General features: G+C 71.7%; 15 protein-coding genes. 9 read left to right on the forward strand and 6 right to left on the reverse strand.

Going from position 1 to position 24956, the window contains the following annotated elements; all coding sequences use genetic code 11:
- The first annotated feature begins 165 nt into the window (after positions 1-165).
- Positions 166-2736 (forward strand): ATP-binding protein, encoded by a 2571-nt coding sequence (locus FHX44_RS18220; RefSeq protein ID WP_170308953.1) that lies wholly within the window; start codon positions 166-168, stop codon positions 2734-2736.
- Positions 2737-3250: 514 nt separating this feature from the next.
- Here the strand turns inward: FHX44_RS18220 and FHX44_RS18225 are convergent.
- The 4 genes from FHX44_RS18225 to FHX44_RS18240 all read right to left on the reverse strand — a co-directional run bounded on the left by FHX44_RS18225 (position 3251) and on the right by FHX44_RS18240 (position 10206).
- Positions 3251-4366, reverse strand: a complete 1116-nt coding sequence (locus FHX44_RS18225) for an IS630 family transposase (protein ID WP_147256888.1) — start codon at positions 4364-4366, stop codon at positions 3251-3253.
- Positions 4367-4567: 201 nt separating this feature from the next.
- Positions 4568-7327: a hypothetical protein gene (locus FHX44_RS18230; RefSeq protein ID WP_147256889.1), complete on the reverse strand. Its 2760-nt coding sequence runs from the start codon at positions 7325-7327 to the stop codon at positions 4568-4570.
- A gap of 41 nt (positions 7328-7368) precedes the next feature.
- Positions 7369-8457, reverse strand: a complete 1089-nt coding sequence (locus FHX44_RS18235) for a hypothetical protein (RefSeq protein WP_147256890.1) — start codon at positions 8455-8457, stop codon at positions 7369-7371.
- Between the two features lie 96 nt (positions 8458-8553).
- Positions 8554-10206 (reverse strand): hypothetical protein, encoded by a 1653-nt coding sequence (locus FHX44_RS18240; protein WP_147256891.1) that lies wholly within the window; start codon positions 10204-10206, stop codon positions 8554-8556.
- Between FHX44_RS18240 and FHX44_RS18245 the strand changes: the two genes are divergently transcribed.
- The 5 genes from FHX44_RS18245 (at position 10193) to FHX44_RS18265 (ending at position 19122) form a co-directional block, all read left to right on the forward strand.
- Positions 10193-15901 (forward strand): hypothetical protein, encoded by a 5709-nt coding sequence (locus FHX44_RS18245; protein WP_170308954.1) that lies wholly within the window; start codon positions 10193-10195, stop codon positions 15899-15901. The two genes, FHX44_RS18240 and FHX44_RS18245, sit on opposite strands and share 14 nt — an antisense overlap.
- Positions 15898-16461: a hypothetical protein gene (locus FHX44_RS18250; protein WP_147256893.1), complete on the forward strand. Its 564-nt coding sequence runs from the start codon at positions 15898-15900 to the stop codon at positions 16459-16461. Before FHX44_RS18245 ends, FHX44_RS18250 begins: the two co-directional genes overlap by 4 nt.
- A gap of 513 nt (positions 16462-16974) precedes the next feature.
- On the forward strand, positions 16975-17238 hold the full coding sequence (locus FHX44_RS18255) for an ArsR/SmtB family transcription factor (RefSeq protein WP_147256894.1): 264 nt from the start codon (positions 16975-16977) through the stop codon (positions 17236-17238).
- Positions 17239-17285: 47 nt separating this feature from the next.
- Positions 17286-17882 carry a TetR/AcrR family transcriptional regulator gene (locus FHX44_RS18260; protein WP_147256895.1) on the forward strand — a complete coding sequence of 199 codons (597 nt, stop codon included), beginning with the start codon at positions 17286-17288 and terminating at the stop codon, positions 17880-17882.
- 73 nt (positions 17883-17955) lie between these two features.
- Positions 17956-19122 (forward strand): MFS transporter, encoded by a 1167-nt coding sequence (locus FHX44_RS18265; RefSeq protein ID WP_147256896.1) that lies wholly within the window; start codon positions 17956-17958, stop codon positions 19120-19122.
- A 47-nt stretch (positions 19123-19169) separates the two neighbouring features.
- Here FHX44_RS18265 and FHX44_RS18270 read toward each other — a convergent pair whose 3' ends face one another.
- Positions 19170-21611 carry an ATP-binding protein gene (locus tag FHX44_RS18270; protein ID WP_147256897.1) on the reverse strand — a complete coding sequence of 814 codons (2442 nt, stop codon included), beginning with the start codon at positions 21609-21611 and terminating at the stop codon, positions 19170-19172.
- Between the two features lie 214 nt (positions 21612-21825).
- Complete coding sequence (locus tag FHX44_RS18275; protein ID WP_147256898.1) at positions 21826-22206, reverse strand: VOC family protein; 381 nt, start codon at positions 22204-22206, stop codon at positions 21826-21828.
- 49 nt (positions 22207-22255) lie between these two features.
- Here FHX44_RS18275 and FHX44_RS18280 point away from each other — a divergent pair, with 49 nt between their 5' ends.
- The 3 genes from FHX44_RS18280 to FHX44_RS18290 all read left to right on the forward strand — a co-directional run bounded on the left by FHX44_RS18280 (position 22256) and on the right by FHX44_RS18290 (position 24887).
- The gene (locus FHX44_RS18280; RefSeq protein ID WP_170308955.1) at positions 22256-22921 is read left to right on the forward strand and encodes a maleylpyruvate isomerase family mycothiol-dependent enzyme; all 666 of its coding nucleotides are present in this window, start codon (positions 22256-22258) and stop codon (positions 22919-22921) included.
- Between the two features lie 171 nt (positions 22922-23092).
- Entirely contained in the window at positions 23093-23938 is an 846-nt protein-coding gene (locus tag FHX44_RS18285) for a nitroreductase/quinone reductase family protein (protein WP_147256900.1), read from the forward strand.
- A gap of 4 nt (positions 23939-23942) precedes the next feature.
- Positions 23943-24887, forward strand: a complete 945-nt coding sequence (locus FHX44_RS18290) for a LysR family transcriptional regulator (RefSeq protein ID WP_147256901.1) — start codon at positions 23943-23945, stop codon at positions 24885-24887.
- Positions 24888-24956 lie beyond the last annotated feature (69 nt).

Consider the following 24956-nt stretch of genomic DNA (forward strand, 5'->3'; position numbering starts at 1 on the left):
CAATGATCACATCCACGGGTACTCCCGCGGGAGTACCCGTGGTGTCGCCTGCGAGCGGTTGCCCTCGTCGGCCCCCGACGGAGATCGTCACGATCCAGGTGACAACGATCGATGTGCGGTTGAGTGGGTCGTTCGACCGGGATGCGTCGACGAAGGGGGACCGCGATGTCCACGGGGTCCGAGGAACGCGCAGCCGGCGGTGACGGGGCCGCCGGGTTCGGCGATCTGCTGCGATCCCTGCGCGAGCGGGCGCTCCTCACCCAGGAGGAGCTGGCCGAGCGCTCCGGACTGAGCGTTCGCACCATCCGCCGATTGGAGCGCGGCCGCACGCACGGACGTCCGCAGAGCGGCTCGCTGCGCCGGCTGGTCGACGCGCTCGGGCCGGAGGCCGAGGAATTGGCGCTCCTCGTGGAAGCGGCCGCGGGCGAGCCGAGCGGGGTTCCGGCGGGTCCGCCCGTAGCCGCCGTCCCTGTGGCGCGGCAGCTCCCACTCGCACCGCCGCAGTTCACCGGGCGGGACGCCGATCTCGAGGCGCTCGAGGAGGTGCGGGCCGGGGCCGGTCCGGTGATCATCGCCATCGACGGGATGGCGGGGATCGGCAAGACGGCCTTCGCCGTCCACGCCGCTCACCGGTGGTCGGGTCGCTATCCAGACGGCCAGCTCTTCCTCGATCTGCAGGGTTACGCGCGTGGTGTCCCGCCCGTCGACCCGGGTGACGCGCTCCACCGGCTGCTGCGCTCGCTCGGGGTCCCGGGGCCGAACATCCCCGGCGACGTGGACGACCGGGCCGCCCTCTACCGCAGCCTCCTCGCCGGGAGGCGGGTGCTCGTGCTCCTCGACAACGCCGCGAGCGAGGCGCAGATCGCTCCCCTCCTCCCCGCGGCGAGCGGCTGTCTGGTGATGATCACCAGCCGGTCCAGGCTCACCGGCCTCGACGTCACGCGCGCGCACTCGCTGGATCTCCTGCCTGCCGAGGACGCCGTCACGCTGTTCGTCCGCAGCTCGGGGCGCAGTGTTGGGAGCGCGGAATCGGCGGATCGGCTGACCGAGGTGGTCGAGCTGTGCGGGCGGCTCCCGCTGGCGATCCGGCTCGCGGCGGCGCGCCTCCGCTCCCGGCCGTCGTGGACGGCGGCGCATCTCGTCAACCGCCTGCGTGACGTGCGGTCCGTCGCGGAGTTCGAAGTGGGCGACCGCAGCGTCGCTGCGGCGCTCGAGCTCTCCTACGTCCAGCTCGACCCGGAACAGCGGCAGGCGTACCGGATGCTCGGACTGCATCCCGGCGTCGAGCTGGACGTGGGTGCGGCGGCCGCGCTCGTCGGCAGGCCCGCGACGGACGCCGGCCGGCTGGTCGACCAGCTGCTCGACGCGCACCTGCTGCAGGAGCCCGGGCCGGGCCGTTACCGGTTCCACGACCTGACCCGGGTGCACGCCGCGCGGGCGGTGGTCGAGGAGGATGCCGAGTCCGCGCGCCTGTCCGCGCTCCGCCGGTTGGTCGACCACTACTGCCGGTCCGCACGCCGTGCGATCGACGCGGCCTACCCGTACGACCGCGAGAACAGGTTCAGGTCCCCGACGGGCGCGATCGACGAGTCGTCCGGGACCGACGGCGCCGAGGCGGGGGCCTGGTTGGACACCGAGCTGCCCAACCTGCTCGCCGTCGTGGAGGTCGCGGACCGGTACGGCTGGCCCGAACGCGTCGTGGAGCTCTCCGTCACGATGCACCGCCACCTGCGCAGCCGTGGACGCATCGGCAACGCCGCGGACCTGCACACCCGAGCCCTCGCGGCCGCACGCGCGGCCGCCGACCCCGCAGGCGAGCTCGACGCTCTCAACGACCTCGGCCACATTCGCAGGCTCCGCGGAGAGCGTGAGCAGGCGGTCGATCTCTTCGCGGCGGCGCGCCGGATCGCTCGGGCCACCGACGACCGGCACGGCGAGCTCAACTCGCTCATCGGGCTCGGTCAGGTGCACCTGATGCAGAGCAGGTACCCGCAGGCGACCGTGAGCTTCACCGAGGTGCTGAGGATCGCCTCTCACAGCGGTGATCGCGGCCGCGAGCTGGAAGGCCTGCTCGGCCTCGGCTGGGTGCGCATGGCACAGGGACGGGAAGCGATCGGCATCTTCGAGCGAGCGGACGAGCTCGCGCGCGACATCGGGCATTCGCACGGCGAGGTGCTCGCCCTGAGCGGGCTGGTGCGCTCGTACCGGCTCTGCGGGCGGCCCGCGGAGGCCGTGGCGTACGCGGAGCGCAGCCTGCAGGTCGCGCAGGCATCGGGCCAGTCCCTCGGCGAGCTCGACGCCCTGATCGCGCTCGGCTCCCTCCACCGCAGCCGCGGTCTCTCCGAGGAAGCGGAAGTTCGGTTCCGGGAGGCGCTTCGGCTCGCCACCGAGATCGGCAGCGGCAGCTACCGATTCGAGGCGTTGTACGGCATCGCGCGGCTCCACCACATCGCCGGTCGGTACCGCGAGGCGATCGCCGACCACGAGCGGGCGCTCGACCTCGCCATCCGGCTCGGCCAGGCCGCCGAGGAGGCCCGCGCGCACGACGGTCTCGCGCACGCCCATCACGACCTCGGCGACACCGCCGAGGCGCGCCGGCACTGGCAGCAGGCGCTGACGATCCTGACGCGACTCGGTTCCGAGGGAACCGAGGATCCTGAGGTCAGCGCGGCGTCCATCCGCGCGCGACTACGACTCCTCGATGAGCCGGATGGCAACGACGATGTGCCCGGGTAACCGCTGACACAGGTGCCGGTCTGTCGAATCCGCTGGCGTCCTTCCGGCATCACCGGGGAACAGCGGCCGGCAATGAGGTGACGTGCACGGTGCGCCCGCCCTTTGACACCGGGCCGCGAGGACGAATCGCCCGAACAGACCCGGCGGGCCGGGCATTGGCGGACATCTCTCCCGGAGAAGCTGGGCTCGGCTCGCGAGGAATGTCGGGCCGCCGGTGACGACCGGTATTCGTGCAGGAGCCCGGGCGGGTGGAGCCCGCGGTCGCGGTCGTGGGAAATGGCGTGCGCCGAGCACCATGCTCGTCCCGCCGAGCTAGGGCCGGTCGTGCCGCCGTGCGCGGTGTCTCCACCGTGTCCGCGGCACGGAAATCGGATCCGATCAACCGGCGGCGGGCGTCCACCGGGGGGGCGCCGCGAACGCCGTCGAGCTCGCTCGGAAGGAAGAGACGGGGCGCCGACCATCGCGGTCGGTCCAGTCCGCTAGTGCGTTGACCACATACGTTCGCCGGGTTTGATCATGCGGCGGCGCGGGGTCGGCCCCAGCGTTGTTGGCGTTCGCTGCGGACCCGGGCTCGTTCGCGGCGCTGGGCCGCGAGGACGTCGGGGTGGCGGGCGTTGGCGTTGCGCCAACGCAGGTAGGCGTGCAGCTCGCGGGCCAGGACGGTGTGGTTGGGGTGGTTCGAGGCGCCCATGACGAAGGTCCGCAGCGGCCCGAACTGGGCCTCGATCGGATTGGCCCAAGAGGCGTAAGTCGGGGTGAAACACAGCTCGACCTTGTTGCGGGCCGCCCACGCCCGGATCTTCGGTGTCTTGTTCGCCGACAGGTTGTCCAGGATCACGTAGATGGGTGCGCCGTCGGGTCGGGCGGCTCGGATCGATTTGAGTGCGGCGAGGGTGTGGTCGCCGCCTTTGCGGCGCCGGATGACACCCCAGAGCTGGTCATCGCCGAGGCTGTAGCAGCCGTGGAAGTAGCGGATGCCGTGCGTGCGAGTGTAGGTCGCGGGCAGCCGGGTCGGTTTGGACTCGAGCGCCCAGGTGGAGCCGTGGCAGGGGCGGATCGACAGCGGCCCGAACTGGTCGAACGCGAAGCACCGGTTCGGGAACTTGGCGGTCACTTCCTCGATCCGGTCCAGCTTGGCGTCCTTGTCCGGGTCGCGCGACTCCTTCCAGGTCCGGGTCCGCTGGAACGACACCCGCCGCTCACGCAGCAGTTGACGCAGCCGCTCGTACCCAATCCGTATCGGTCGGTCCGGGTGCTCGGCCAGATACGCGGCGAGCTTGCGCAAGCTCCAGCGGGTGAACGGGCGCCCGAGCTTGCGCGGGCGAGTGGTGGCCGTCGCGATGACGAACTCGATGTCCTCATCGCTGATCAGGCGGGGACGGCCTCCCGCCCACTGAGGGTCCAGCGCGGCCAACCCCCGCCGGTTGAACGCGTGGATCACGTCCCGGACCGTGTCCTCATCCGCGGCGACCAGCCGGGCGATCGCGGGAACCGGAGTACCCGACGACGACGCCATGATGATCATCGCTCGGCGGACCCGGATCGAGCCGTGCTTGCCCCGGCGCACGATCTGGGTCAACCGCTGGCCCTCCGCATCGGTGAGCCTGCGCGCTCTGACCGGTTCTGCCATCCAGACCTCAACCCTCGATCCCGACCTCACGTCGGGACCGAGAGTGGGATCAACGCGACTCCACGCCCGGGACGCTGCCCGGCGTGTCGCCAACCCGGTGAACGTTCGTGGTCAACGCACTAGGCAACAGGTGCGACTGGTCGTCCGGCAGGGCAACGGTGTGCACGACTTCGGACATCGGGTGGCGGGACTCGGCACGGCTCATTCGGAGGATTCCGGCATGCGGCAGCGGATCAGGAAGTCGGTGCGGGCGCGAGCCGGGTATCTGTCGCGATCGGTCGTATACGCACGGATCGGCCGGCGTGGTCCTCGCACGCCTTCCGACCGGGTCGGCGGAACGATCCGGGCGGCTGCGGGGCCGTCGATCGCCGACCCGCGGTGTCGCGAATCCGGCGATGGCTGTCCAGATCCTGCCTTCCCGGGCCACCTGGCCGCCAGTAGCGTCGTCGTCACTTCCACCTGCCTCAGCAGGAGTGGTGGGGCCAGCGTTGCAGACCCAGTCGCAACGCATATGGCTTCCGACCGCCCCGGCGTTCGCAGACCGGAGGTACGGGTTTCCGTCGATCGTTGACGTGTCGCGGTCGAGGGCCCTGAAGTCGGTTGTCTCGTTGCTCGACTCGGTCGCAACGGGAGAAGACCGCTGTCGCGCCGTTTCCGGCCGTGACGCAGGAACATTCCGCGTCCTGCTCTGTTCAGCTCTCCGCGATCTGATCGCGATCCATCTCCCGTGAACCCCACGGAACCTCCGATCCAGGAAGTAGGTCCGGCATGTGGCGCCAGTCCGCACACGACGGTGAGGCCTCGGGCCTCCCCGTGTGCGCCGGCGCCGTCGTGCGGCTGCGGTTCTCGTTGCGGGACCGGATCTGGGGCGCGATCCGCTGGACTCTCGGGTTGGCCGGAGCAGTTGTCGTGCTGTGGCTGGGTGCGGCATTCCTCGCCGCGACTCCGGCCGCCGCCGCGGTGACCGTTCCGGCGGTGATTGCTCAGCAGGGCCTGGTGAAGGGAGGTGGCATCAGGCCCGCCGGTGGAGGCGACGGTGACTCCGATTCCGGCTCGGACTCCTCGGACGGCGACTCCGACTCTTCTGGCGACGACAGCGAGAAGAAGGAGAGCGACTCCGGGAAGAAGGAGTCGGACAAGAAGGATTCGGACGAGAAGAAGTCCGACAAGAAGGCATCGAAGAAGAAGGAGTCCGACGAGGAGGGCTCGGACCGGAAGAAGTCCGAGAAGAAGGACTCCCAGAAGAAGGAGTCCGAGAAGAAGGCCTCGCAGAAGAAGGACTCCGACGAGGACTCGAACGAGAAGAAATCCGAGAAGAAGCAATCCGAGAAGAAGGCGTCGGAGAAGGACGCGGAGTCGGAGGAGCGCGAGTCCGGCAAGAAGGATGGCGAGGGTCGGTCCGACGGCGCCGGCTCCCGCGAGGACGACTCGCGCGACAACCGTCGCGATGGCGAGAACGAAGAACGGTCCGAGAGCCGGCGCGAGAGCAAGTACGATCAGCCGCGGCGGCAGAACGCACAGGAACGCCCCGACGAGCGCGACGACAAGAGCGACGAGGACGCGGAGCGAACCGATCGGGACAAGGGGCGGGACGGCGATGACACCGCCGCCGAATCCGCGGACGACTCCGCCGAGAACGTGAGCCGGAGCCCGCGCACCCGCACCGGCGACGACGACCGTGCCGCCGACACCGAGCGCGCCGCCGACGGCGATCAGGGAGGCGACGACTCGGACCCGGTGAGCGGTGAGCAGGCCGGCGCGGACGACGACGATGACGTGTCCGTCCGGGACGCCGACGCGGAGTCCGCGGAGGACGCCGACGACGACCCGAGAAAGGGCCGGGCCGCCGAGAAGGCCCGTGCCGGGCGCGCGGTCGAGGAGGCGCTGGAGCGGATCAGTGATCGGGTGGCCGAGCGGCGTGATCGTGAGGAGTCCGATCGTGCTGACGACGTTGACGTGTCCGTCGTGGACACCGACGCCGGATCCGCCCGGGACGAGAGCGGTTCCCGCGACGGCCGCGAGGAGAAGCGCCGGCTCCACGACGGGTTGCGGAAGTCCGCCGGCGGCGAGCGCGCCGACGACTCGGGCGAGGAGCGGTTGCGGTCCGCGATCGAGGATCGCGTGCGCGAGGCCGTCCGGGAGGCGGCGTCCGACGAGGGGGCGTCCGACGAGCGGGACGAGGACGACGCGCCCACGCGCCGGGAGGACGAGGAGTCGGCGGAGCGTGACGTCGTTCGTCTGGTCGCGGAAGCCGCCGATCAGGTGAGCGAGCTGGCGGACCGGGCTCACGAGGACGGCGACGACTCCGCGGACCGCGACAGCGCCGACGTGCGGGATCTCGTGGACGACGCCGTGCGCTCGGCCGCGGACCGGTCCGAGATGTCGGAGGACGACGTCCGCAGGATCGTCGACACCACGCGCGAGGAGTCGGCGGGCGCAGACCGGGGCCGCACCGACGAGGACGAGCACGTCCAGCCGCTCGCGGACACCGCGGAGCTCACCGACGACCACGAGGAGACGTGCGGCGGCGGCGAGGAGTGCGCGGCCTCGGGCTCGGAGCTGGAGGCGGTCTCCCTCCTGAGTGCTCGCGACCCACCGGCGGAGCGCCGCGACTCGGATGACGAGGACTCCGACGACGACCGGGAGGACGAGGATTCGGCCGAGCGGACCGAGCGGGTGCTCGAGGACCGTCTCGAGGTCGACAAGAGCGAGGAAGAGCTCGCCGAGGAGGAGAAGAAGCTCGCCGCGGGAAAGACCACGAAGGCCGACTACGACAAGAAGGCGTCCGAGCACGCGGAGCTGGAGAAACGGGCCGCGGAGAACCGCGAGGAGGCCTCGGACGACGAGGTCGAGCTGGTCGACGAGGTCGTCGACGGTCACCGCGAGCTGTCCCAGCGGGAGAAGGAGCTGGCGGCCGAGGAGAAGCGCGTCGCTTCGGGTGCGGCCGACCGCAACACGCACGAGGAGAACGTCGCCGACTTCGAGGAGCGGCGGGACGACGTCTACGAGGCCACCGAGGAGTTGATGGAGGCCACCGACCGCGAGGTGCGGACGGTGTCCGAGGACGACCTCGACGGCGAGGGCGCGTCCGCCGGCTGTGATTCCGACGGGGCGTTCGTCGGCTGCGGGTCGGCGAGTGAGTCGGCGGATGGTGAGCGGGACTCGGAGCGACGGCTGTGCCTGTCCGGGGTGTCGAGCTGCGGGGCGTCGTCTTCGTCCGGGGGGTCGAAGGCGGAGGCGTCGTGTGACGACTCCGGGTGCGGGAGCAGCGCGTCCAGCCGCGGCGTCGGCGGTGAGGTCACCAGCGCGTCCGCCCGATGTGATGGGAACGCGCGCGGGTGCGAGCAGTCGAGCACGGCGACCCGTGAACGAGCGAGCGCCGACTGTGAGTCGGACGGCGGCTCGTGTCGGAGCGGGTCCAGAGGACCGACCAGGGACACGGGTGCGCCCTCCGCCGGCTCGGAGCGCAAGACGGCGGCGTCGGCGTCGTGCAGCGGCACGTGCGGTGTGAGCACCGCTGCCGACCGGGACGGGGCCGAGGCGTCGTGCGAGACCGCGGGTGGCGGCTGCGACAGCCGCAGCAAGGGCTCCGCCGCCGAAGACGACTCCCGGGACCGTGACGTGCGCGCCGTCAGCACGACCGACGAGAAGGTGCGCGCCGAGGGCGGCGGGGCGGCCCGCTGCGAGGGCAGCGGCGGCTGCCGCACCTCCAGCGCGGTGGACCTGGGCGAGGACGGCGAGACTGTGGTCGCCGACGCCGAGGTCCGGTGCGAGGCCGGCTGCACCGGAGCGGCCAGCACGACCGGCGACGCCCATGAGGCGGGCACGACGAGCGAGGCGGGCACCGGGACGGCCGGCGCCGCCGACAAGGACTCCGCTGCCCGCGTCACGACCGCCGAGGCCATGACGGCGGAGGCGACCAGCAGTGGCAAGGCCGGCTGCACCGTCTCCGGCGGAGCGTGCGCTGCGCGGAGCGGGGCCGAGGCCGGCGGCGGTGCCGACGCCGCGGTCGAGGTCGACTGCGCGGCCGGGTGCACCGGCCGGGGCACCGCCGTCACGAGCGGCACGGCCTCCGAGTCGAAGGCCGGCACGGCGCGGCAGAGCAACGCCGCGGCCAGCTGTGTCGCCCGGGGCGGGGCCTGCGAGGCCGCCGGCGAGACGCGGCTCGACGGCCACGCGTGGGTGGATCAGGCGGACCTGGCCGCGTCGAGCACGGCGGCGGCGAGCGTGGACTGCGGCGACGCCGCCGGCTGCTCGGGTGAGGCCGGCGCGAAGACCGCCGGGAAGGTGACGGGAGCGCCCGCTGTGGCGGGCGGGCCTGCGCCGGTGCGCGAGACCAGCGCGGCGTCGACCTGTGCGGCCAACGACGGTGGCTGCGCCACGGACTCGACCTCCCACGTGAGCGACGCTGCCGCGAGCCCAGCCCCTCGATCGCAGCAGCGGCTGAGCGCGGGCAGCGAGACCGGGGCGCGGGTCGACTGCGCCGCGGCGACCTGCACGGGCCGCGGGTGGAGCACGACCTCCGGCGCGGCGTCGGGTGACGTCGCCGGCGTGCGCAGCAGCACGGGTGGATCGTCCTGCACCGCACGAGGTGCCGGCGGTGGCTGCGCATCCGCCACCGACACGACGGTCGCCGACCGCGAGCCGTCGTCCGACGGCGTGGTCGCGGCCGTGTCCGGCCCGGTCAGCGTGTCCCACGCGACCGCGTCCGTGCGGTGCGTCGGCGGCGTCGGGGAGTGCGGCGGGACGGCGGCCTCGTCGACGAGCGCGCTCGACACCGGGGTGTCTCCGCACGCCCGCGGCACCTCTGCCACGGCCGAGTGCACGGTCGACGGCGGCGGCTGCTCCGGTCGGACGAGCTCGGTGGCGTCCAGCGCCCCCGACTTCGTGGTGACCGACCCGAACACCGGCCTGCCGGTGGCCGGGCAGCCGACCGCCGGGCCCTCGTCGACCTCGTCGTCGAGCGCGAGCGTCGTGTGCGCCGCGGGCACGGCCTGTTCCGGCTCGGTGCGCACGAGCACGACGGCATGGGACGGCGCGATCGCGAACGGCACGCCCCGCACCTCGGAGGGCACCGCGTCCTGCACGGGAGCGACCGGCGGCTGCGAGGTCCGCTCGGCGTCGAGCGCCTCCTCCGGCCCCGGTGCCGCAGTCGCGCTGGCCGGCGACGGGCAGCAGGTGAACGCGGCCCGGCTGCCCGCGGGCCCGTCCGCGGCCTCCGCCGCAGGCGCCGCCATGACGTGCGCGGGAGAGGCTTCGTGCGCCGGCAAGGTCACGAGCGCCGCGACCGCCACCGACCCGGCGGTGTCGGCGGACCCGCGGGGCTCACACAGCGAGGGCTCCTGCGAGGGCGTCTCGGGCGGTGTCTGCCAGGCCGTCACCAACTCCGGTGCGTCGTCCGGTCCGGACGCGAACGTGATCGCGCCGCTCGTGGCGGAGCGGTCGACGGCGAACGCGACCGTCACGTCGGGCACGACGGGTGAGCAGGCGCCGGCGGAGCAGCCGCAGGACGGCACGCCTGTGCAGGACCAGCCTGCGACGCTGCCGGTGCCGACCGCGCCAGGGTCGAGCGCGAACTCCGGTGCGCCGATGGTTCCGGGCGCCTCCAGCTGGACGATGGCGTCGGCGACCCTGGACTGCGCAGCCGGCACCGCCTGTTCCGGCGGAGCACGCACCTCGGCCGCCGGCAGCGACGGCCCGATCTCGGTGCCCGGGGCGAACGGGGCGCGCGGTCCTCCGGAGGGCGCGTCTACCACCAGCGCCACCTGCGCAAGCAGTTCGTCCGGCTGCCAGGCGCAGACCAGTTCCACCGCGGCGAGCGGCCAAGTGGTGGCCGACATCGTCGCCGAAAAGCAGAACGCCATCGTCGAGCAGCTGGCCGACCAGGCCGCGCAGGCGACACTGGTGGCCGCCTACGCCGCGCGCATCGCCGCGCAGGCAGGCGCCACCCCAGGACAGAAGAAGGCAGCTGCCGACGCAGCCGCAGCCGCGCAGCTGGCCGGGAAGGCCGCCGCCCAGGCCGCCGAGGTGGCCAGGAAGCCGGTGACCGGCGCCCCCGCCGCCGTGTCGGAGTCCTCGGCGGCCGCGCTGTGCGCCGGGCAGGGCTGCACCGCCGGCACGACCGGAGCCACATCCGGCGCGCCCGGCACGTCGACCACGAACGGCACGTGCACAGCAGCGGCCTCGGGCTGCATGGCAGTGAGCGACGCCAGCGCCTCCGTCCACAGTGGCCCACGCCAGGCCGGCGCGCCCGCCCCGGGTGTTTCCGGCAGCGGCCAGGCCGGGTCCCGCCTCGCCTGCCCCGAGGCCGGCTGCACGGGCACGGTGACCAGCAGCGCGTCCGCGCACGCCGCCTCGGGCCGGATCAACGCCACGGCGACCGCGACCTGCGCGGTGACCAGCGGCTGCCAGGCCGATGTCAGCGCCTCGGTCGGGGCCGGCTTCGTCAACGTCACCGCGGGTTGTGCGGGCACCGGCTGCCAGACCCACACCGCCGGCAACGCCCGTGCCGCGTGGCCGGGTGGGCACAACACGGCCGATGCCCGCTCCGACTGCACGGCCGGGGCGAACGGGGAATGCGCGAGCTCTGTGCAGGTCGCGGCGAACGCGGACTACGCGCTGGCCGGTGCCAAGTGCGCGGGTACGCCGGGTTCGAGTTGCAGCCACAGCTGGTCGGTGGTCGCGTCGGATCACGCGGCGCACGCGTCGGGATCGTGGGCACGGGCCGCCGCGCGCGACTCCGGCGGCGGTGCGACTGGCGCCGGCGGCGGCTGGGTGTATGCGCAGGCGGACGCCGGTGACGGGTACGCCATCGCCGGAGTCGGCTGCTCCAACCAGGCACGCTGCACGAAGTCCTACGCGGCACACATCGAGTTCGACATCAGTTGGGGCCAGCAGCAGACATACGAGCAGGACGGCGGAATCTGGAACGCCCGCCGACTCGGCGACTGCGCCGGATCGCGGGGCAGCGGGTGCGGCCTCTTCCGCAACGGCAACAACGTGCAATGCACGGGCGACTGCTCGAACTTCCGGCAGACGGTCTCGAACCCCAGGTTCACCCTGCTCGCCCCTGCGGGCTGGAAGATCCAGGCCGCCGAAGCCGCATACCCGATTGCGAAGCTCGACCCCGCCACCCAGCGAAAGGCCGAACAGACCGGCCGTGACCTGCGCGTGTACGACCGGACCAAGACGCGCGACGTCCCCGACAACCAGATCATCAAGGCGCACCGGCACACCGAAAAAGCGAAGCAGCGGATGGAGGCCGAGGCGGACCAGACCGCCGCCACCGCGCGCGAGCAAGCCGTGGCCAACGGAGCCAGCCCGGCTCGGGCCGACAAAGCCGCCCAGAACTACCGGGCCAGCTACTTCGACGCGGTCGCGGGAACCGCCGTCGATCCCCGCGGCAACGTTCCCGCCGTGGTCGCCAAGGGGCAGGCGGGCGCGATGGGCGAGCTCAAGGCGGCTGTCGATCACAAGCTCCGATTCGACGCGCTCCAGGCGGCCGGCGACAGAGCAGCGGAGGCCTTCGAGGCCAAGTACACGGCCGCGCAATCCGACGACAGGGACGCGCGCACGGTCGTCAATACCGCCGCGGCCGCGAACGCCAGCATGCAATCCGCGCTGGAACTGGCCGGTGAAGCCGCTGCCCTCGGTCGCGACTTCGCGTTGCGACACGGCGCGACGGCAGGACAAGCGGACAACTCGGGCCGGCTCTTCCAGAACGACTACCTCGACGTGGTCAACGCCGCTCCGCAGCGGGGCAAGCTCAAGATGCTGGCGGCCCAGAACCACAGCGCCATCACCCAAGCCGCTGAGGACGTGTGGCGCGGTGCCGGCGTCGGGCTCAACCGGCCCGATGTGCCCGACAACCACCTCCAGCCCATCCTCGACCACGAGGCGGCGGAGGCGGCGGCGACCGTTGCGGCCGGCGTTCAGCGAGCCGGTGAACTCGCCTACCAGGAGGCTCTGCTCAGCGGCATGAGTGCCGGGGCGGCAGAGAACGCCCGATCCACTGCCGTCGAGGAATACCGCACCGATCTCGGCCTCGAGATCAGCAAGATCGGGGTCGAGACGTTCGACAAGGCGGTCGCCCCGTCCTACGTGATCGACCGAGCCGGCGGAACCGGGGCGATCGAGCCCGGAACGACGGAGGTCCTCGCCCACCCGGCCCTGGCCGACGGGCAGGTCGACGGCGGTGAGGGCGACGGTCTCACAGCGGCCGTCGACGCGGCCGTCGCCGCGTCGACGGGCCCTGCCGATGCGCTCGCCGACCTGGCGCCCTACATCCCCTACGACCCGATGACCCGCCAGGGAGACCGGCGAACGGAGCTGCTGTCCGACCCGCGGGTGGTCGACGCACTCGTTCCGGGCGGGACCGCCGAGGAGGCCCTCGACGAGCTGAAGAGCCGCCAAGGGTATCTGGCCTTCGCGCGCGGGCAGCAGGAATCGGTCCAAACCAGGGTCGGCGACTTCAACGACTTCGTCAGCGATTACGACGCGAAGATCGCCGCGGCCCGTGAGCGCGGAGGGGCGAGCCCGGACGAGGCTCTGCTGCTGGACATCCAGTACGGGCAGATCGTGGCTGCGCAGGCGCAGCTCAACTCGGAGATCCTCGAGAACCGTGCCGACGTGCGCGAGAAGATGGGTGCCCTCATCCCCGTCGACATCGCCATCGCCGAGGCCAGCGGGAACGCCGCGGCAGCGAACGACCTGAGGGCGGCCGCCGCGAACCTGGACAAGATCCAGGCAATCGAGTTGGCGGTACCCGAAGGAGCCGGTGCGGAAGATCTGAACCGCGCTTCGGAGCTGGTCATCGACCTGGGCACCCTGGGAGACCTCGCCTACGCGAACGTCCGCGACTCGCTTCTCACGAGCCGCCCGGCCGGCGACATGCGACTGCCCTCGAGCGGTGCCCCGGACGCGCAGCTGGCCGCGGCAGCCGCGATCGCACTGCCCGGCTTCGCTGAGCGGATCTCCGACGACCGGGGAAACCGGGTTCGCCAGGTCTTCGAGGCCCAGAACCGTGACGAACGTGCTCGATTGGCCGCGCACTACACGTCGGCCGAGTTCGAACGGCTCGTCGCCGGTGACATGGAGAGCCTCGTCGGCCTTTATTTTCCGGCCTCGCCCGACGAGACGCCGGAACAGAAGGCCAAGCGGCACGACGACTTCATGCTGCTCGTCGAGAACGGCCGGATCGAGGACTTCGACCGCGTCACGAGGTTCTTGTCCGCCGAGGACAGGGAGATCCTCGAGGACGTCAATCCTGACGCCGGGGTGCGCTACTACCTGCGTGTCGGCGAGACGGTTGCAGGGATGGCCGACAGCACGGCGTCCGGAATCGAGGAGAAGCTCGGCGTCAAGACGAAGGACACCGTCTTCGGCAATGCCATCCGCGACGTCGGGGCGATCGTCGGCTACGCGCCCGTCGGCATGATCCGAATGGGCGAGTGGGCCGTCCAGTCGGGCCAGTACTACGCCGGTGTGCAGCGAGCGGCATTCGACCCCACCGGCCCGCATTTCGACGCGTCCACCGAAGCACGGATCGAGCCGCGACCCGGTGACACCTGGGACGAGTCCTTCACCCGCCGGGATCCCTTCCTCGGGAACATGTTCGTGACGCCGACGGCCAACATGGGGCGCCGCTGGGGGCCGGCGATCTTCCAGGGCGACTTCGACAAGGTCATCAACGGGGACCCGAGCACCGGCCTGATGGGCTACCGGGACCACCCGGTCCTCACCTTCCTCGAGGACATCACACCCTTCTCGGTCGTCGGCGGGGCGGCATCCATGGGCCTGCGCATACCGGCGATGGCCGCGACCTCGGCCGCCCGCGCGGCTGCCCGCGCCGCCACCGTCGCCCGTGCCGGCGCCCTGCATGCGGTCGAGCTCGCCGAGAGCGGCGTGAAGAAGGTCCGGGTCCACGGCAGGGAGGTCGAGCTCGACAGCCTCCAGCCTTCCGAGCGCGCTGCGGTCGCGGCCCAGGACGACCCGCTCGTCGCCGCTCTCGAACGTCTCTCGCAGAAACGCGACGGGCGACCGGATGGCGCGACCGACTACTTCGGTTTGCAGCTGTACCGGATCCAGAACCTGGACCACGCCGCCGACGTGACGGCTCGCCGTGCCGCCGAACTCGGACGCAACGGCTCACTCGCCGGTCTGCCAGGGCGTCCGATCGATTCCTTGAACGATCTCATCTCGCCCGACGGCTCGGTGCGATGGTCTGTGAATGCGTTGAAGCAGACCGAGCGGCGGGACGTCGACCTCGAGAGGCAGATCAACGACGCGCTCTCCGCTTTCCAGATCGATCCGGAGCACCTGCTGGAGCTGAGCCCCTCTGCCGGGGGTGCGCCCGGGATCGGCGAACGGTTCGGCGCCCGCCGTGATCACCCGAGCGATCGATACGAGCGCCCTCCTCCCCTCGGGGTCGGCACTCCTGGCTCCAGGCCGGAAGCGCCGCTGCGGGCTGGCGGCCAGGGCGACTCCGACGAACGTGGAGTCCAGCGACCCGGCTCGCCGCCGATCCCCGACGGTGCGGTCTCGTCGCTCGAATCGGACCCGTCACCGCCGCGCCCCGATGGCCACCAGCAGGTCGATACCGCACCCAGCGGCGACCGGGAAGCGCAGCCGCTCGATGGCGCTCGCACCACCGGTGTCGAAGACCGCAGCGTCGCCGACGATCACCCCAACCCGGACGAGACAGACCTCACCACCACCGTCGACACCTCCAGCCCGCAGTACCAGCGGACTCGCGAGGAGGACTTCGAAGAGCTCGTCGAGCACAACAAGGCGCTCCGCGAGGAGGGTGCTGAGCAGGTCAGGGCGATGAACGGTGGCTCGGACCCCGACCTCGACAAGGGGCGACGTCCGAACAAGCGGGCCCTCAGCACGCTTCGATACCGCGCGGACAACGGGCAGATCATCGACCTCCACGGTTACAGCGGCGGTCCGGGTGATTGGCCGCCGTCCGACGCGACACCGAAGGCTCCGCACGAGCGCTGGCGCTTGTTCGAGACCAAGGACGCGGCACCGTACGACGCGGATTCGCCGACCTTGCGAGGGAGCAACGCGTGGGACCGCGACAAGGACTCCGAGGCAGTCCTGCTCGAAGAGCTGGCTCGACGGCAGCTCGAGGCGGTGAGCGGGCTCAGCCGACGTGAAGTCGATGCAGCGATATTCAAAGCCGTCAGAACTGTCGAGAACGACGTCAAGTTCCGTCGCAAGGAATACCCCGATGATGCCCAGGGGGAGGCAGCGCGGGCGAGGGACCGTGTCGAGAAAACGATCGAGATCCTGAACAGGAACGCTCGGCGCAATGCCGAGCGCAATGGCACTGATTACACTCCGTTCACTGTGAACGACATCAAGGGCGACGTCCGGCTCGTCGTCGACCTTCCCTCCGGCCGTACCCATCCGCTGGACGCGCAGGTCTGCGACTCCTGCACCGACGTGTTGTACTCCTACCGTTCGGCGTTCCCCGGTGTCGGCGGCCGCTTCGAGGTCCGCAACCTCGCTCAGGAGAGGCTCGACAGATGAGTCCCGATGAACGGACCTCGGCCGAAGCGATCCGGGCCACGTTCCAGCGGGTGATCTCGGAGGGCCTGAAGCCCGAGTTCATGGCCGGCGCGTCGGACGACCAGATCGACGCCATGGCTGCCGCCCAAGGAGCGGTACGCGTCCCCGCGGCCTTCCGGGAGGCGCTGAGGTTGATCGGTCTCGAACACGGGCTGTGGTTGGCCGGAAGTTCTCTGGGCGCCGCGGTGGTCGGTCAGGAGGAGAAGCAGAACGCCCTGGCCACGCTCGCCCAACTCGAGGACAACCCACTCGCCGACGCCGAGGGGATGCTCGTCCTCGTCGAGCACCAGGCCTACAGCTACCACGTCGTTGACGGCGTCGACCTCCACCAGGCGGATCCGCCGGTATGGGTGATCACCGAGGGTGAGGGAACACGGAAGGTTTGGCCGAGCGTCACCAGCTGGTTCGACAGCACCGCGCCGAGCGTCAGGAAGTACCGCTCGCGGCTGCGGTTGGCGCGACAGCTCGGCGACCCGCCGCCACGATGGGCACAGCTCATCCGGCTCGACGAGGACCGGTGAACGGTTGGTGATCGGCCACAGCACTCCTGGTGATCACCACACGGCCGCCGCGAAGGACTGCCGCATGTCCGAGACGAGCAGGTCCGGCGCGTCATGGGCGGCGTAGTGCCTGCCCCACCCCGGCCGGCACGGTCGTCGGCCCGCCGGTGCCGGTGAGCCGGTGGAAGGTGACGTGGGTCAGCGTCGCCTCGTCGTCCGGCAGGTACCCGTCATGGGCTGCACCCTGGCGATCTCCGCTGTGCTCAGGCCACCCACTGCGCGCAGCGTCAGCGCGATCTGCGACGGCGTTCACCGTCTCCGACCGCACTGACAGTGCTCTACGCGACTGCGCTGGGCGGGTCGAGGTTGTTCGTTGTCGAATCCGAATCGACGCGCGTGATCTGGCCCGTCACGGTCGACGCATTCCGAGCTCGGAATCGCCATCTCGACCCCTGGAGTGTTTGTTCCTGGATGACGCCACCGTGGCGTGATCCTTGGTGACGCGGAGCGGCGGCTCGACCTCGTCTCTCGGCCGTGTCCGACCCCACGAGGCGGGCACTGCTCGACCGGCTGCTCGACCGGGACGGGCAGCGGGTGGGTGAGTTCGCCACGGGCTTCGCGCAGTCCCGGCAGGCGATCAGCAAGCATCTCGACGTGCTGGTCGCCGCGGGTCTGGTGATGGTCCGCAGGCAGCGGAACGCCACCACGTCGTACCTGAACCGCATGCCGCTGCGGCAGGCGCAGCGGCTGTGGATCGAGAGGTTCACGCGCACGCAGACACGGGTCGACTGCTACTGACCGGCCTGTTTTGCACTGAGCATTCCAGAACGTGTTACGGTGCCCGCATGCCCCGCCCCCGGACCTTCGACGAGGACTGCGCCGTCGACGCCGCGATGCGCACGTTCTGGGCCAACGGCTACGAGGCCACCACCACGGAGGACCTCTGCGCCGCCACCGGGCTGGGTCGCAGCAGCATCTACAACACGTTCAGCAGCAAGCACGAGCTCTTCCGGCGATCGCTGCTGCACTACGTGGAGATGATGAGCACGACCCAGCTGGGGATCCTCGAGGACGAGGGTCGAGCGCCGATCGAGCGGTTGCGGGCCCTCTTCTCGGCGGTGATCGACGGGGAGATGGCCACCCGGCGGGACGGTCGCAGCATCGGCTGCCTCACCGTCAACACCACGGTCGAGCTCGCCGGCCGGGACCCCGAGGCCGCCGAGATCCTCGACCGGGACGGCGAGCGGCGTGCCGCGGCGCTGCGAATCGTGATCGCAGCCGCCCAGCGGGCCGGCGAGATCACGTCGGGGCGTGACCCGGACGCGCTGGCGCGCTACCTGAACGCGGTGATCGGCGGGATGCGCGTGGCCGGGCAGGGTGGCGCCGACCGGGCCGCCCTGCAATCGATCGCCGACACGGCGCTGGACGCGCTGGTCGGCTGACCTGAGCCTGCCGGCCGCGGTTCGACCGCATGTCCAAGTTATGGATACATCAGTACAAAACCAGGAGGAGTACATGCCCCGCGCCGTGTACGTGATGGCCCTCGGCATCTTCGCCATGGTCACGAGCGAGTTCGTCGTCGCAGGCCTCATGCCGCAGATCGCCTCGGGTCTGGACGTCTCGATCTCCGAGGTCGGCTACCTGATCACCGCGTTCGCGGCGGCGATGGCCGTCGGCGGCCCGGTGCTGACCGTCCTCGTGATGCGACTGCGCCCGAAGAACGCGCTGATGCTGCTGTTCGCGATCTTCCTCGCGGGGAACGTCCTGGCCGCCGTCGCGCCGAACTACCCGGTGATGGTGCTCGCGCGGCTGGTCACCGGCACCGCGTCGCAGGCGTTCTTCGGTGCCGCGGTCTCCATCTCCGTCGTGCTCGTGCAGCCCGAGGTGCGGGGCCGGGCGATGGCGCTCGTCATCAACGGCCTCATGCTGGGCACGCTGCTCGGGCTTCCGCTGGCCACGTTCATCGGCGAGGTGTACGGGTGGCGCGCGGCGTTCTGGGCGATCTCGGTGCTCACCGTGGTGGCGGCGCTGTGCACCTTCGGCTGGGTGCCCGCGCTGGCGCGTATCGCCGGCGGTTCGCTGCGCCAGGAGCTCGGAGTCTTCCGGAGCCCGCGGCTATGGCTGGTGCTCTCCACCAGCCTGCTCGTGATCGGTGCGACGTTCTCCGCCTTCAGCTTCCTCAACCCGATCCTCACCGGGATCAGCGGCTTCGACGCCGGTGCCGTCCCGGTGCTGCTCGTGGCCTACGGGGCGGCCACGGTCGTCGGCAACATGATCGTCGGACGCCTCGCCGACGGGCACGCGCTCGCCGTGCTGCTCGGTGGGCTCGTGCTGAACCTGGTGTTCCTCACCGGCTTCGCGCTGTTCGCGCACGTCAGCGCGGCGGCCGTGGCGTGCATGCTCGGGATCGGGCTGGTCGGCGTGACGATGAACCCCGCGATGGGTGTTCGGGTGCAGCGGGCCGGCAACGTCGGGCCGCTGGTCAACACGATCCACGGCTCGTTCATCACCGGCGGGATCATCGTCAGCTCCGCCGTCGGCGGGCTCGCGCTCGACGGGTTCGGCCTGCGGGCGCCGCTCTGGCTCGGGGCCGGGCTCGCGCTGCTCGGGATCCTGACGCTGGTGCCCGACCTCGTCCGGAGGGCCGCCCCGCAGGTGCGTCAGGGCCAGGTCGTGGCCTGAGCGTCGAAGAGCTCGGCAACGCGCCGCCCTCCGACGGCGCCTCTCGATCAGGCGTCGCAATCGTCGAGGCGGGCACGGATCTCGGCGGTGCCGAACTCCTCGTCCGCGGTGATGTCCGTGCCGAGGTCCGAGAGGATGTCCAGCGCAGCCTGCCAGTGCCGGCGTGCCTCCCCCCGCCGGCCCAGCGCGTGGTGGGCGCGGGCGATGCCGTCGTGGGAACGGGCCTGGTCGATGGGTTGTCCGAGGTCGGTGGCGAGTTCGAGGGCCCTGCTGTGGCGGGCCAACGCCTGCTCGACCCGCCCTGCAGCGGAGTCGAGGCGTCCCGTTCCGTCCAAGGCCTCGAACACGCCGTTGACGTTGCTCAGCCGTTCGGCCAGGCGGAGGCCCTCCGTGTAGGCGTCCTCAGCCGGCCCATGGCGGCCCAGCACCCGGTGGACCCACGCCTGACCGAGCAGGGCGTGGAGTTCGCAGAGGGAGTTGTCGATCTTCCGGGCGAGCGCACGCGCCTGCTCGAAGAAGCCGGCCGCCCGCTCGTACCTGGTGCCGGGGTCGGACCCGTCGGGCGCAGCAGGTTCGCCTTGCGTCAGATGCAGCCAGCCGAGGCGGTACAGGGCATCCGCTTCTCCGCTCCGGTGCGCGATCCGACGACTGATCTCGAGCGCCCGGCGGACGTGCTCGATGGCGGCCTCGTGGCTGCCCTGCAGGCTCACGAGGAAACCGAGGCCGAGCAGCGCGTCCACCTCGGCCCGGCGGTCGCCGACGGAGCGTGCGATGGCCAGCGCGCTTCGGTAGTGGTCGGCCGCCAGGGTGGTCCGGCCCTTCCGGCGGTTGACGTGGCCCAGGCTGGTGAGCACGTCCGCCTCGCCGGCCGCGTCGCCGTTGCGGCGAGCGACGGTCAGCGCCTGCTGGTGCAGTACTTCCGCCTCGGCGTAGCGGTCCCGCGTGCGCAGATACCGATCCAGGGTGGTCGACAGGTGCACGGGGTGGCCGCGTGGGCAGAACTGGGCGGCATATCGGGCAGCGGTGAGCAGGTTGGGCAGTTCGAGGTCGAGCCACGCGGCGGCCTCGGCCGGATCGGGGAAGTCGGGTGTCGGGGTGGCGGACGGGGGTGCCGGTGGGCGCCGTTCCCGTTCGTAGGGGTACAGCACGTCCATCGCCACCGACGCGGTGTGGCTGTAGTAGTCGAACATCCGGCCGAACGCGGCCATGCGATCCGGCTCCTCGCGTTCCGCCGCCGCTGTGGCGTGGGAGCGGACCAGATCGTGGAACGCGTACCTGCCCGGCACCAGCTCCTGCAACAGGTTCACGTCGAGCAGGTCGTCGAGCAGCCGCGCGGCTCGGCCCTCCGTGACGTCGACCAGTGCCGCGGCCACGTAGACGTCGAAGCTGGATTCCGGGAGCGGGCCGCACAACCGGTACGCGCGCTGCAGCTCAGGATCGAGCTGCAGGTACGACATGTCCAGCGCCGCCGTGACGCTGCGCTCCCCCAGTTCCAGCTCGCCGAGCCGTTCCTGCCGATCACGCAGCCGCTCCAGCAGGTGCCCCGCCGCCCACGTCGGACGCGACCGCAGCCGAGCGGCCGCGATCCGCAGAGCCAATGGCAGGCGCCCGCACAGCTCGACGACATCGTCGACCCCTGCGTCGTGGGCGCCGACCCCCGCGGACCGTGCGAACAGCGCGACCGCATCCGGTTGCGGGAGCACATCCAGCGAGACCGTCAGTGTGTGATCCAGCCCGATCAGCCGGCGTCTACTGGTCACCAGAGCCAGCGATCCGGGGGTGGCCGGCAGCAGTGGACGCACCTGTGCCTCGCCGGCCACGTTGTCCAGCACGACCAGTATCTTCCGATCGGCCAGCCGGCTGCGGTACAACGCGGCCCGGTCCTCCGTGTGCGCCGGGATCTGTTCCGCCGGCACTCCCAGCGCCCGCAGCAGCCGATCCAGGGCCTCGCCCGGCTGTACGGGGTCCACACCTTGCGTGTAGCCGTGCAGGTTCAGGAAGAGCTGCCCGTCGGGGTACTCACCCGACAACCGATGCGCAGCGTGCAGTGCCAGGGCGGTCTTCCCGATCCCGGCCATCCCGTCGATCGTCACGATCACCACCGAGCCCATGTCATGAGCCCGTTCGAGATCGCTCAGCTCCAGCGACCGGCCGGTGAACAGCGGAGGCGCCGCCGGCAACTGCCGCAGCACGGGCATCCCGACCCGCTCCGACGGCTCGCCGTGTGCCGGAGACGGCGAACGTGGTCGGGTCGCCTCCGCCGGTTCGCCTCCGACCGGTTGCGCACGTGCTGCTGCGGCGAGCTCCTCCAGCTGGGCCGGCCCCAGGTTCAACGCCTCGATCAGCCGGCGGAGCGTGGAACCCTGCGGCCGGATCGCGGCGCCCGTCTCCAACCGGCGGACCGTGCGCACGCTCAGCCCCGCTCGATCGGCGAGCTGCTCCTGGGTCAGCAGCGCCCGCGCTCGCCAAGCCTGCAGCAGCGCCCCCACGCCAGCACCGCCGTCCGGCGGGGGAGAAGCGTTCGTGGTCACCCCCACCCCAAACTCTCGGTCGGGCCTCGAGCTCGTGATCTATCGCCCCACCCTATCTCTCTGCGCAGGTCAATGATCCATCCGTGACCTCTACGGGCCGATGGACACGCTCAGGGAGATGGGATCCTCACGCTGGTGCCCGACCTCGTCCGGCGGGCCGCCCGCGACCGCGTCAGGGCCAGGTCGTGGCCTGAGCGTCGAAGAGCTCGGGATCGCTCTCCACGGGCAGCACGCACACCACGTGCCCGCCCGGGACGCGCAGGATCCGGCACTCCAGCCACCGACCGATCTGCTCCGCTCCGAGCGCGAGCAGGCGGGAGGTCTCGGCATCCGGGTCGTCGGACTCGATGTCGATGTGGATGCCGGGCGCGTCGTCGACGGCCTGGACCGCGGTGACCAGCCCGGGGACCGCGCCGCGCAGCGAGGCGAACTGGGGCTGGTCCGAGAGCGGGCGGGCCGGCACGCCGAGGGCGGCCGACCAGAACTCCGCTGCCCGCGCCGCCTCCTCGATGGGGGCGTCGATGATGACGGCGTAGACCCGGCTGCGGTGCATGCCACGGACGGTAGTGGCCGCTCGCGCCACGGGCTGTCACACTTCCGGCGTGGTCGAGGTGGGACCGCTCATCGCCGCGGAGCGGCGGGCGCTCGCCGACTTCCTGGACACCCTCGCGCCCGAGGACTGGGAGGTTCCCTCGCTGTGCCCGGCGTGGCGGGTCCGGGACGTCGTGGCCCACATCGTGCACGGCCCGATCGAGCCGCCCGCGGGCACCGTCCTGGCGCTGGCCCGCGGCGGGTTCCGGGTCAACCACGTGGTGGCCGAGAGCGCGCGGCGGTGGGGGCAGCAGGAGCCTGCCACGCTGGTCCGGCGCCTCCGGGAGATCGTCGACGACCAGCGCTCACCGCTCTTCGTCACGCGTACGCACGTGCTCGCCGACCTCATCACGCACGAACTGGACATCCGCAGACCGCTGCTGCGGCCCCGGCCGATGCCGCCGGAGGCGTTCCGGATCACCGCGGACCTCATGGTGGGCGTCGGCGGTCCCCTCGCGGTGGTGTTCGCCCGCAGTCCGCGGAGCACGGTGGACGGTCTGCGGCTCGTCGCGGAGGACGTGGACTGGAGCCACGGCGACGGGCCGGAGGTGCGCGGCTCGGCCGAGGCGCTGCTCCTCGCGATCACCGCCCGACCGGTGGAGCGGGGTGAGCTGACCGGCCCCGGCGCGTCCACGCTCCTCACGCGGATCTCGCGCGGCCGTCGCGATCGCGTTTGATCGCCGCTCCGCGCTTCACTACTGTCCGCCGCGTGACTGCCGGGTCGGCCATGGGCCACTCACGGACGGGGCGCCCGGCCAGGGCGTGACGCCCGGGCGGGCCCGGAGCCCGCCGCCTTCTCACGAACACCCGCATCCAACGGACTTCGTGAGAGAGGATCGCCCACCCGCATGCCCCTTGATCTCCAGCAACAGGTCATCGACGAATTCCGCGCCAACGCCGGGCGCGTCGGTCGGCCCTTCGAAGGCGCCCGCCTGCTCCTGTTGACCACCACGGGGGCGCGGTCCGGCGCCCCGCACACCGTGCCGTTGGCCTATCTGCCCGACGGCGGCCACCAGTTCCTCGTCATCGGCTCGGCCGGTGGCTCGCCGCGGCACCCGGCGTGGTTCCACAACCTCGTCGCGCAGCCACGCGTCACGGTGGAGGACGGCGTCTTCATCGCCGACGCGCTGGCCGTCGTCCTGGAGGGCGGCGACCGCGACCAGGCCTTCACCCGGGCCGTGGAGACCGACCCCGGCTGGGCCGAGTACGAGGAGCGGTCCGGGCGCGTCCTGCCCGTCGTGTCCCTGCGGCCACTGCCCGGCCCGCCGCGGTTCGCCGCAGGCCCGGCCGTGTCGGGCGGTGCCGCCCTCACTCGGATCCACGACGCGTTCCGCCGCGAGCTCGCCCTGATCCGCGCCGAGGTCGCGGCCGCCGGCACGAGCGTGGGCGCGCAGCTGCGGGTCAACTGCCTGACGCTCTGCGCCGGTCTGCACAACCACCACGCCGGCGAGGACGGCGCGCTCTTCCCGCTGCTCGCCGCCCAGCGGCCCGACCTGGCAGCCACCCTCGAGCGGCTGCACGTCGAGCACGAGCGGATCGCCGCGCTCGTCGCTCAGCTGCAGGCGACCGTCGACGGGCCGGGGGACCCGCTGCTGCTGCGGCGCGAGGTCGACCGGCTCACCGACGAGCTCGAACGCCACCTCTCGTACGAGGAGGAGCAACTCGTCCCGGCGCTGGACGCGGCCCTAGGCTGATCTCGTGACGGGGGACGTGCTGATCCGCCAGCTGGAGTACCTCGTCGCGCTCGCCAAGGAACGGCACTTCGGCCGGGCCGCGGCGGCATGCCACGTCAGCCAGCCCGCGCTCTCCGCGGCGATCCGCAGGCTGGAGCACGAGCTGGACGTCCCGATCGTGCTGCGCGGGCAGCGCTTCGGCGGGTTCACGCCGGAGGGTCAGCGCGTCGTGGGCTGGGCACACCGGATCCTCGCCGAGCGCGACGGGCTGCGCACCGACGTGGACCGGATGCGGGGTGGGTTGAGCGCCACGCTGCGGATCGGTGCCATCCCCACGGCGGTGCCGGCGACGCCGCTGATCACGGCTCGGTTCGAGGCCGCGCATCCGCGGGCGCTCGTGCGGATCGAGGCCCTCTCGTCCCGGGAGATCGCGCGCCGGCTCGCCGACTTCGAGCTCGACGTGGGCGTCACCTACCTCGACGACGAGTCGGCCGCGTCGATGCGGGTGGCGCAGCTGTACCGGGAGCGCTTCCTGTTGCTGATGCCGGCCGACGACCCGCTGTCCCACGAACGGGTCGTGGGGTGGGCCGCGGCGGCGGAGCTGCCGCTCTGCGCCCTCACCCAGGACATGCGGAACCGGCGGATCCTCGACGCGGCGATGGCGACTGCAGGGGCCCGGTTGGCGCCGGTGATGGAGACCGACAACGTCGGTGCGCTGTACGCGCACATCGCGACCGGGGGCCTGTCGAGCATCGTGTCGCACGCGTGGGTGCACGCGTTCGGCGTGCCGGCGGGGAGCTGCGTCCGCCCGCTCGCCGACCCCAACCCGAACCCGCCCGTCGGGCTCGTCGCGCTGCCGCGGGAGCCGCCGTCGATCCTCGTGGACGCGGTGTGGACGGCGATGGAGGGCACCGATCTGTCCGCCGAGTTCGAACGCTCGCTCGCCGGAGTGCTCGAGGTCGAGCCGTAGATCTCGAACAGCCGTTCGGATCCTTCCACGGGGTTGTCCACAGGGTGTGGAGGGACGTGGGTGAGGATG

The sequence above is a fragment of the Pseudonocardia hierapolitana genome (genome assembly GCF_007994075.1).
GTDB lineage: Bacteria > Actinomycetota > Actinomycetes > Mycobacteriales > Pseudonocardiaceae > Pseudonocardia > Pseudonocardia hierapolitana.

What these genes read in the sequence shown, in the direction of transcription:
- FHX44_RS18240 (WP_147256891.1), bottom strand. Translation starts at nt 10,206, where the DNA reads ATGTCGGCCACCACTTGGCCGCTCGCCGCGGTGGAACTGGTCTGCGCC.
- FHX44_RS18250 (WP_147256893.1), top strand. Translation starts at nt 15,898, where the DNA reads ATGAGTCCCGATGAACGGACCTCGGCCGAAGCGATCCGGGCCACGTTC.
- FHX44_RS18220 (WP_170308953.1), top strand. Translation starts at nt 166, where the DNA reads ATGTCCACGGGGTCCGAGGAACGCGCAGCCGGCGGTGACGGGGCCGCC.
- FHX44_RS18275 (WP_147256898.1), bottom strand. Translation starts at nt 22,206, where the DNA reads ATGCACCGCAGCCGGGTCTACGCCGTCATCATCGACGCCCCCATCGAG.
- FHX44_RS18265 (WP_147256896.1), top strand. Translation starts at nt 17,956, where the DNA reads ATGCCCCGCGCCGTGTACGTGATGGCCCTCGGCATCTTCGCCATGGTC.
- FHX44_RS18260 (WP_147256895.1), top strand. Translation starts at nt 17,286, where the DNA reads ATGCCCCGCCCCCGGACCTTCGACGAGGACTGCGCCGTCGACGCCGCG.
- FHX44_RS18225 (WP_147256888.1), bottom strand. Translation starts at nt 4,366, where the DNA reads ATGGCAGAACCGGTCAGAGCGCGCAGGCTCACCGATGCGGAGGGCCAG.
- FHX44_RS18285 (WP_147256900.1), top strand. Translation starts at nt 23,093, where the DNA reads ATGCCCCTTGATCTCCAGCAACAGGTCATCGACGAATTCCGCGCCAAC.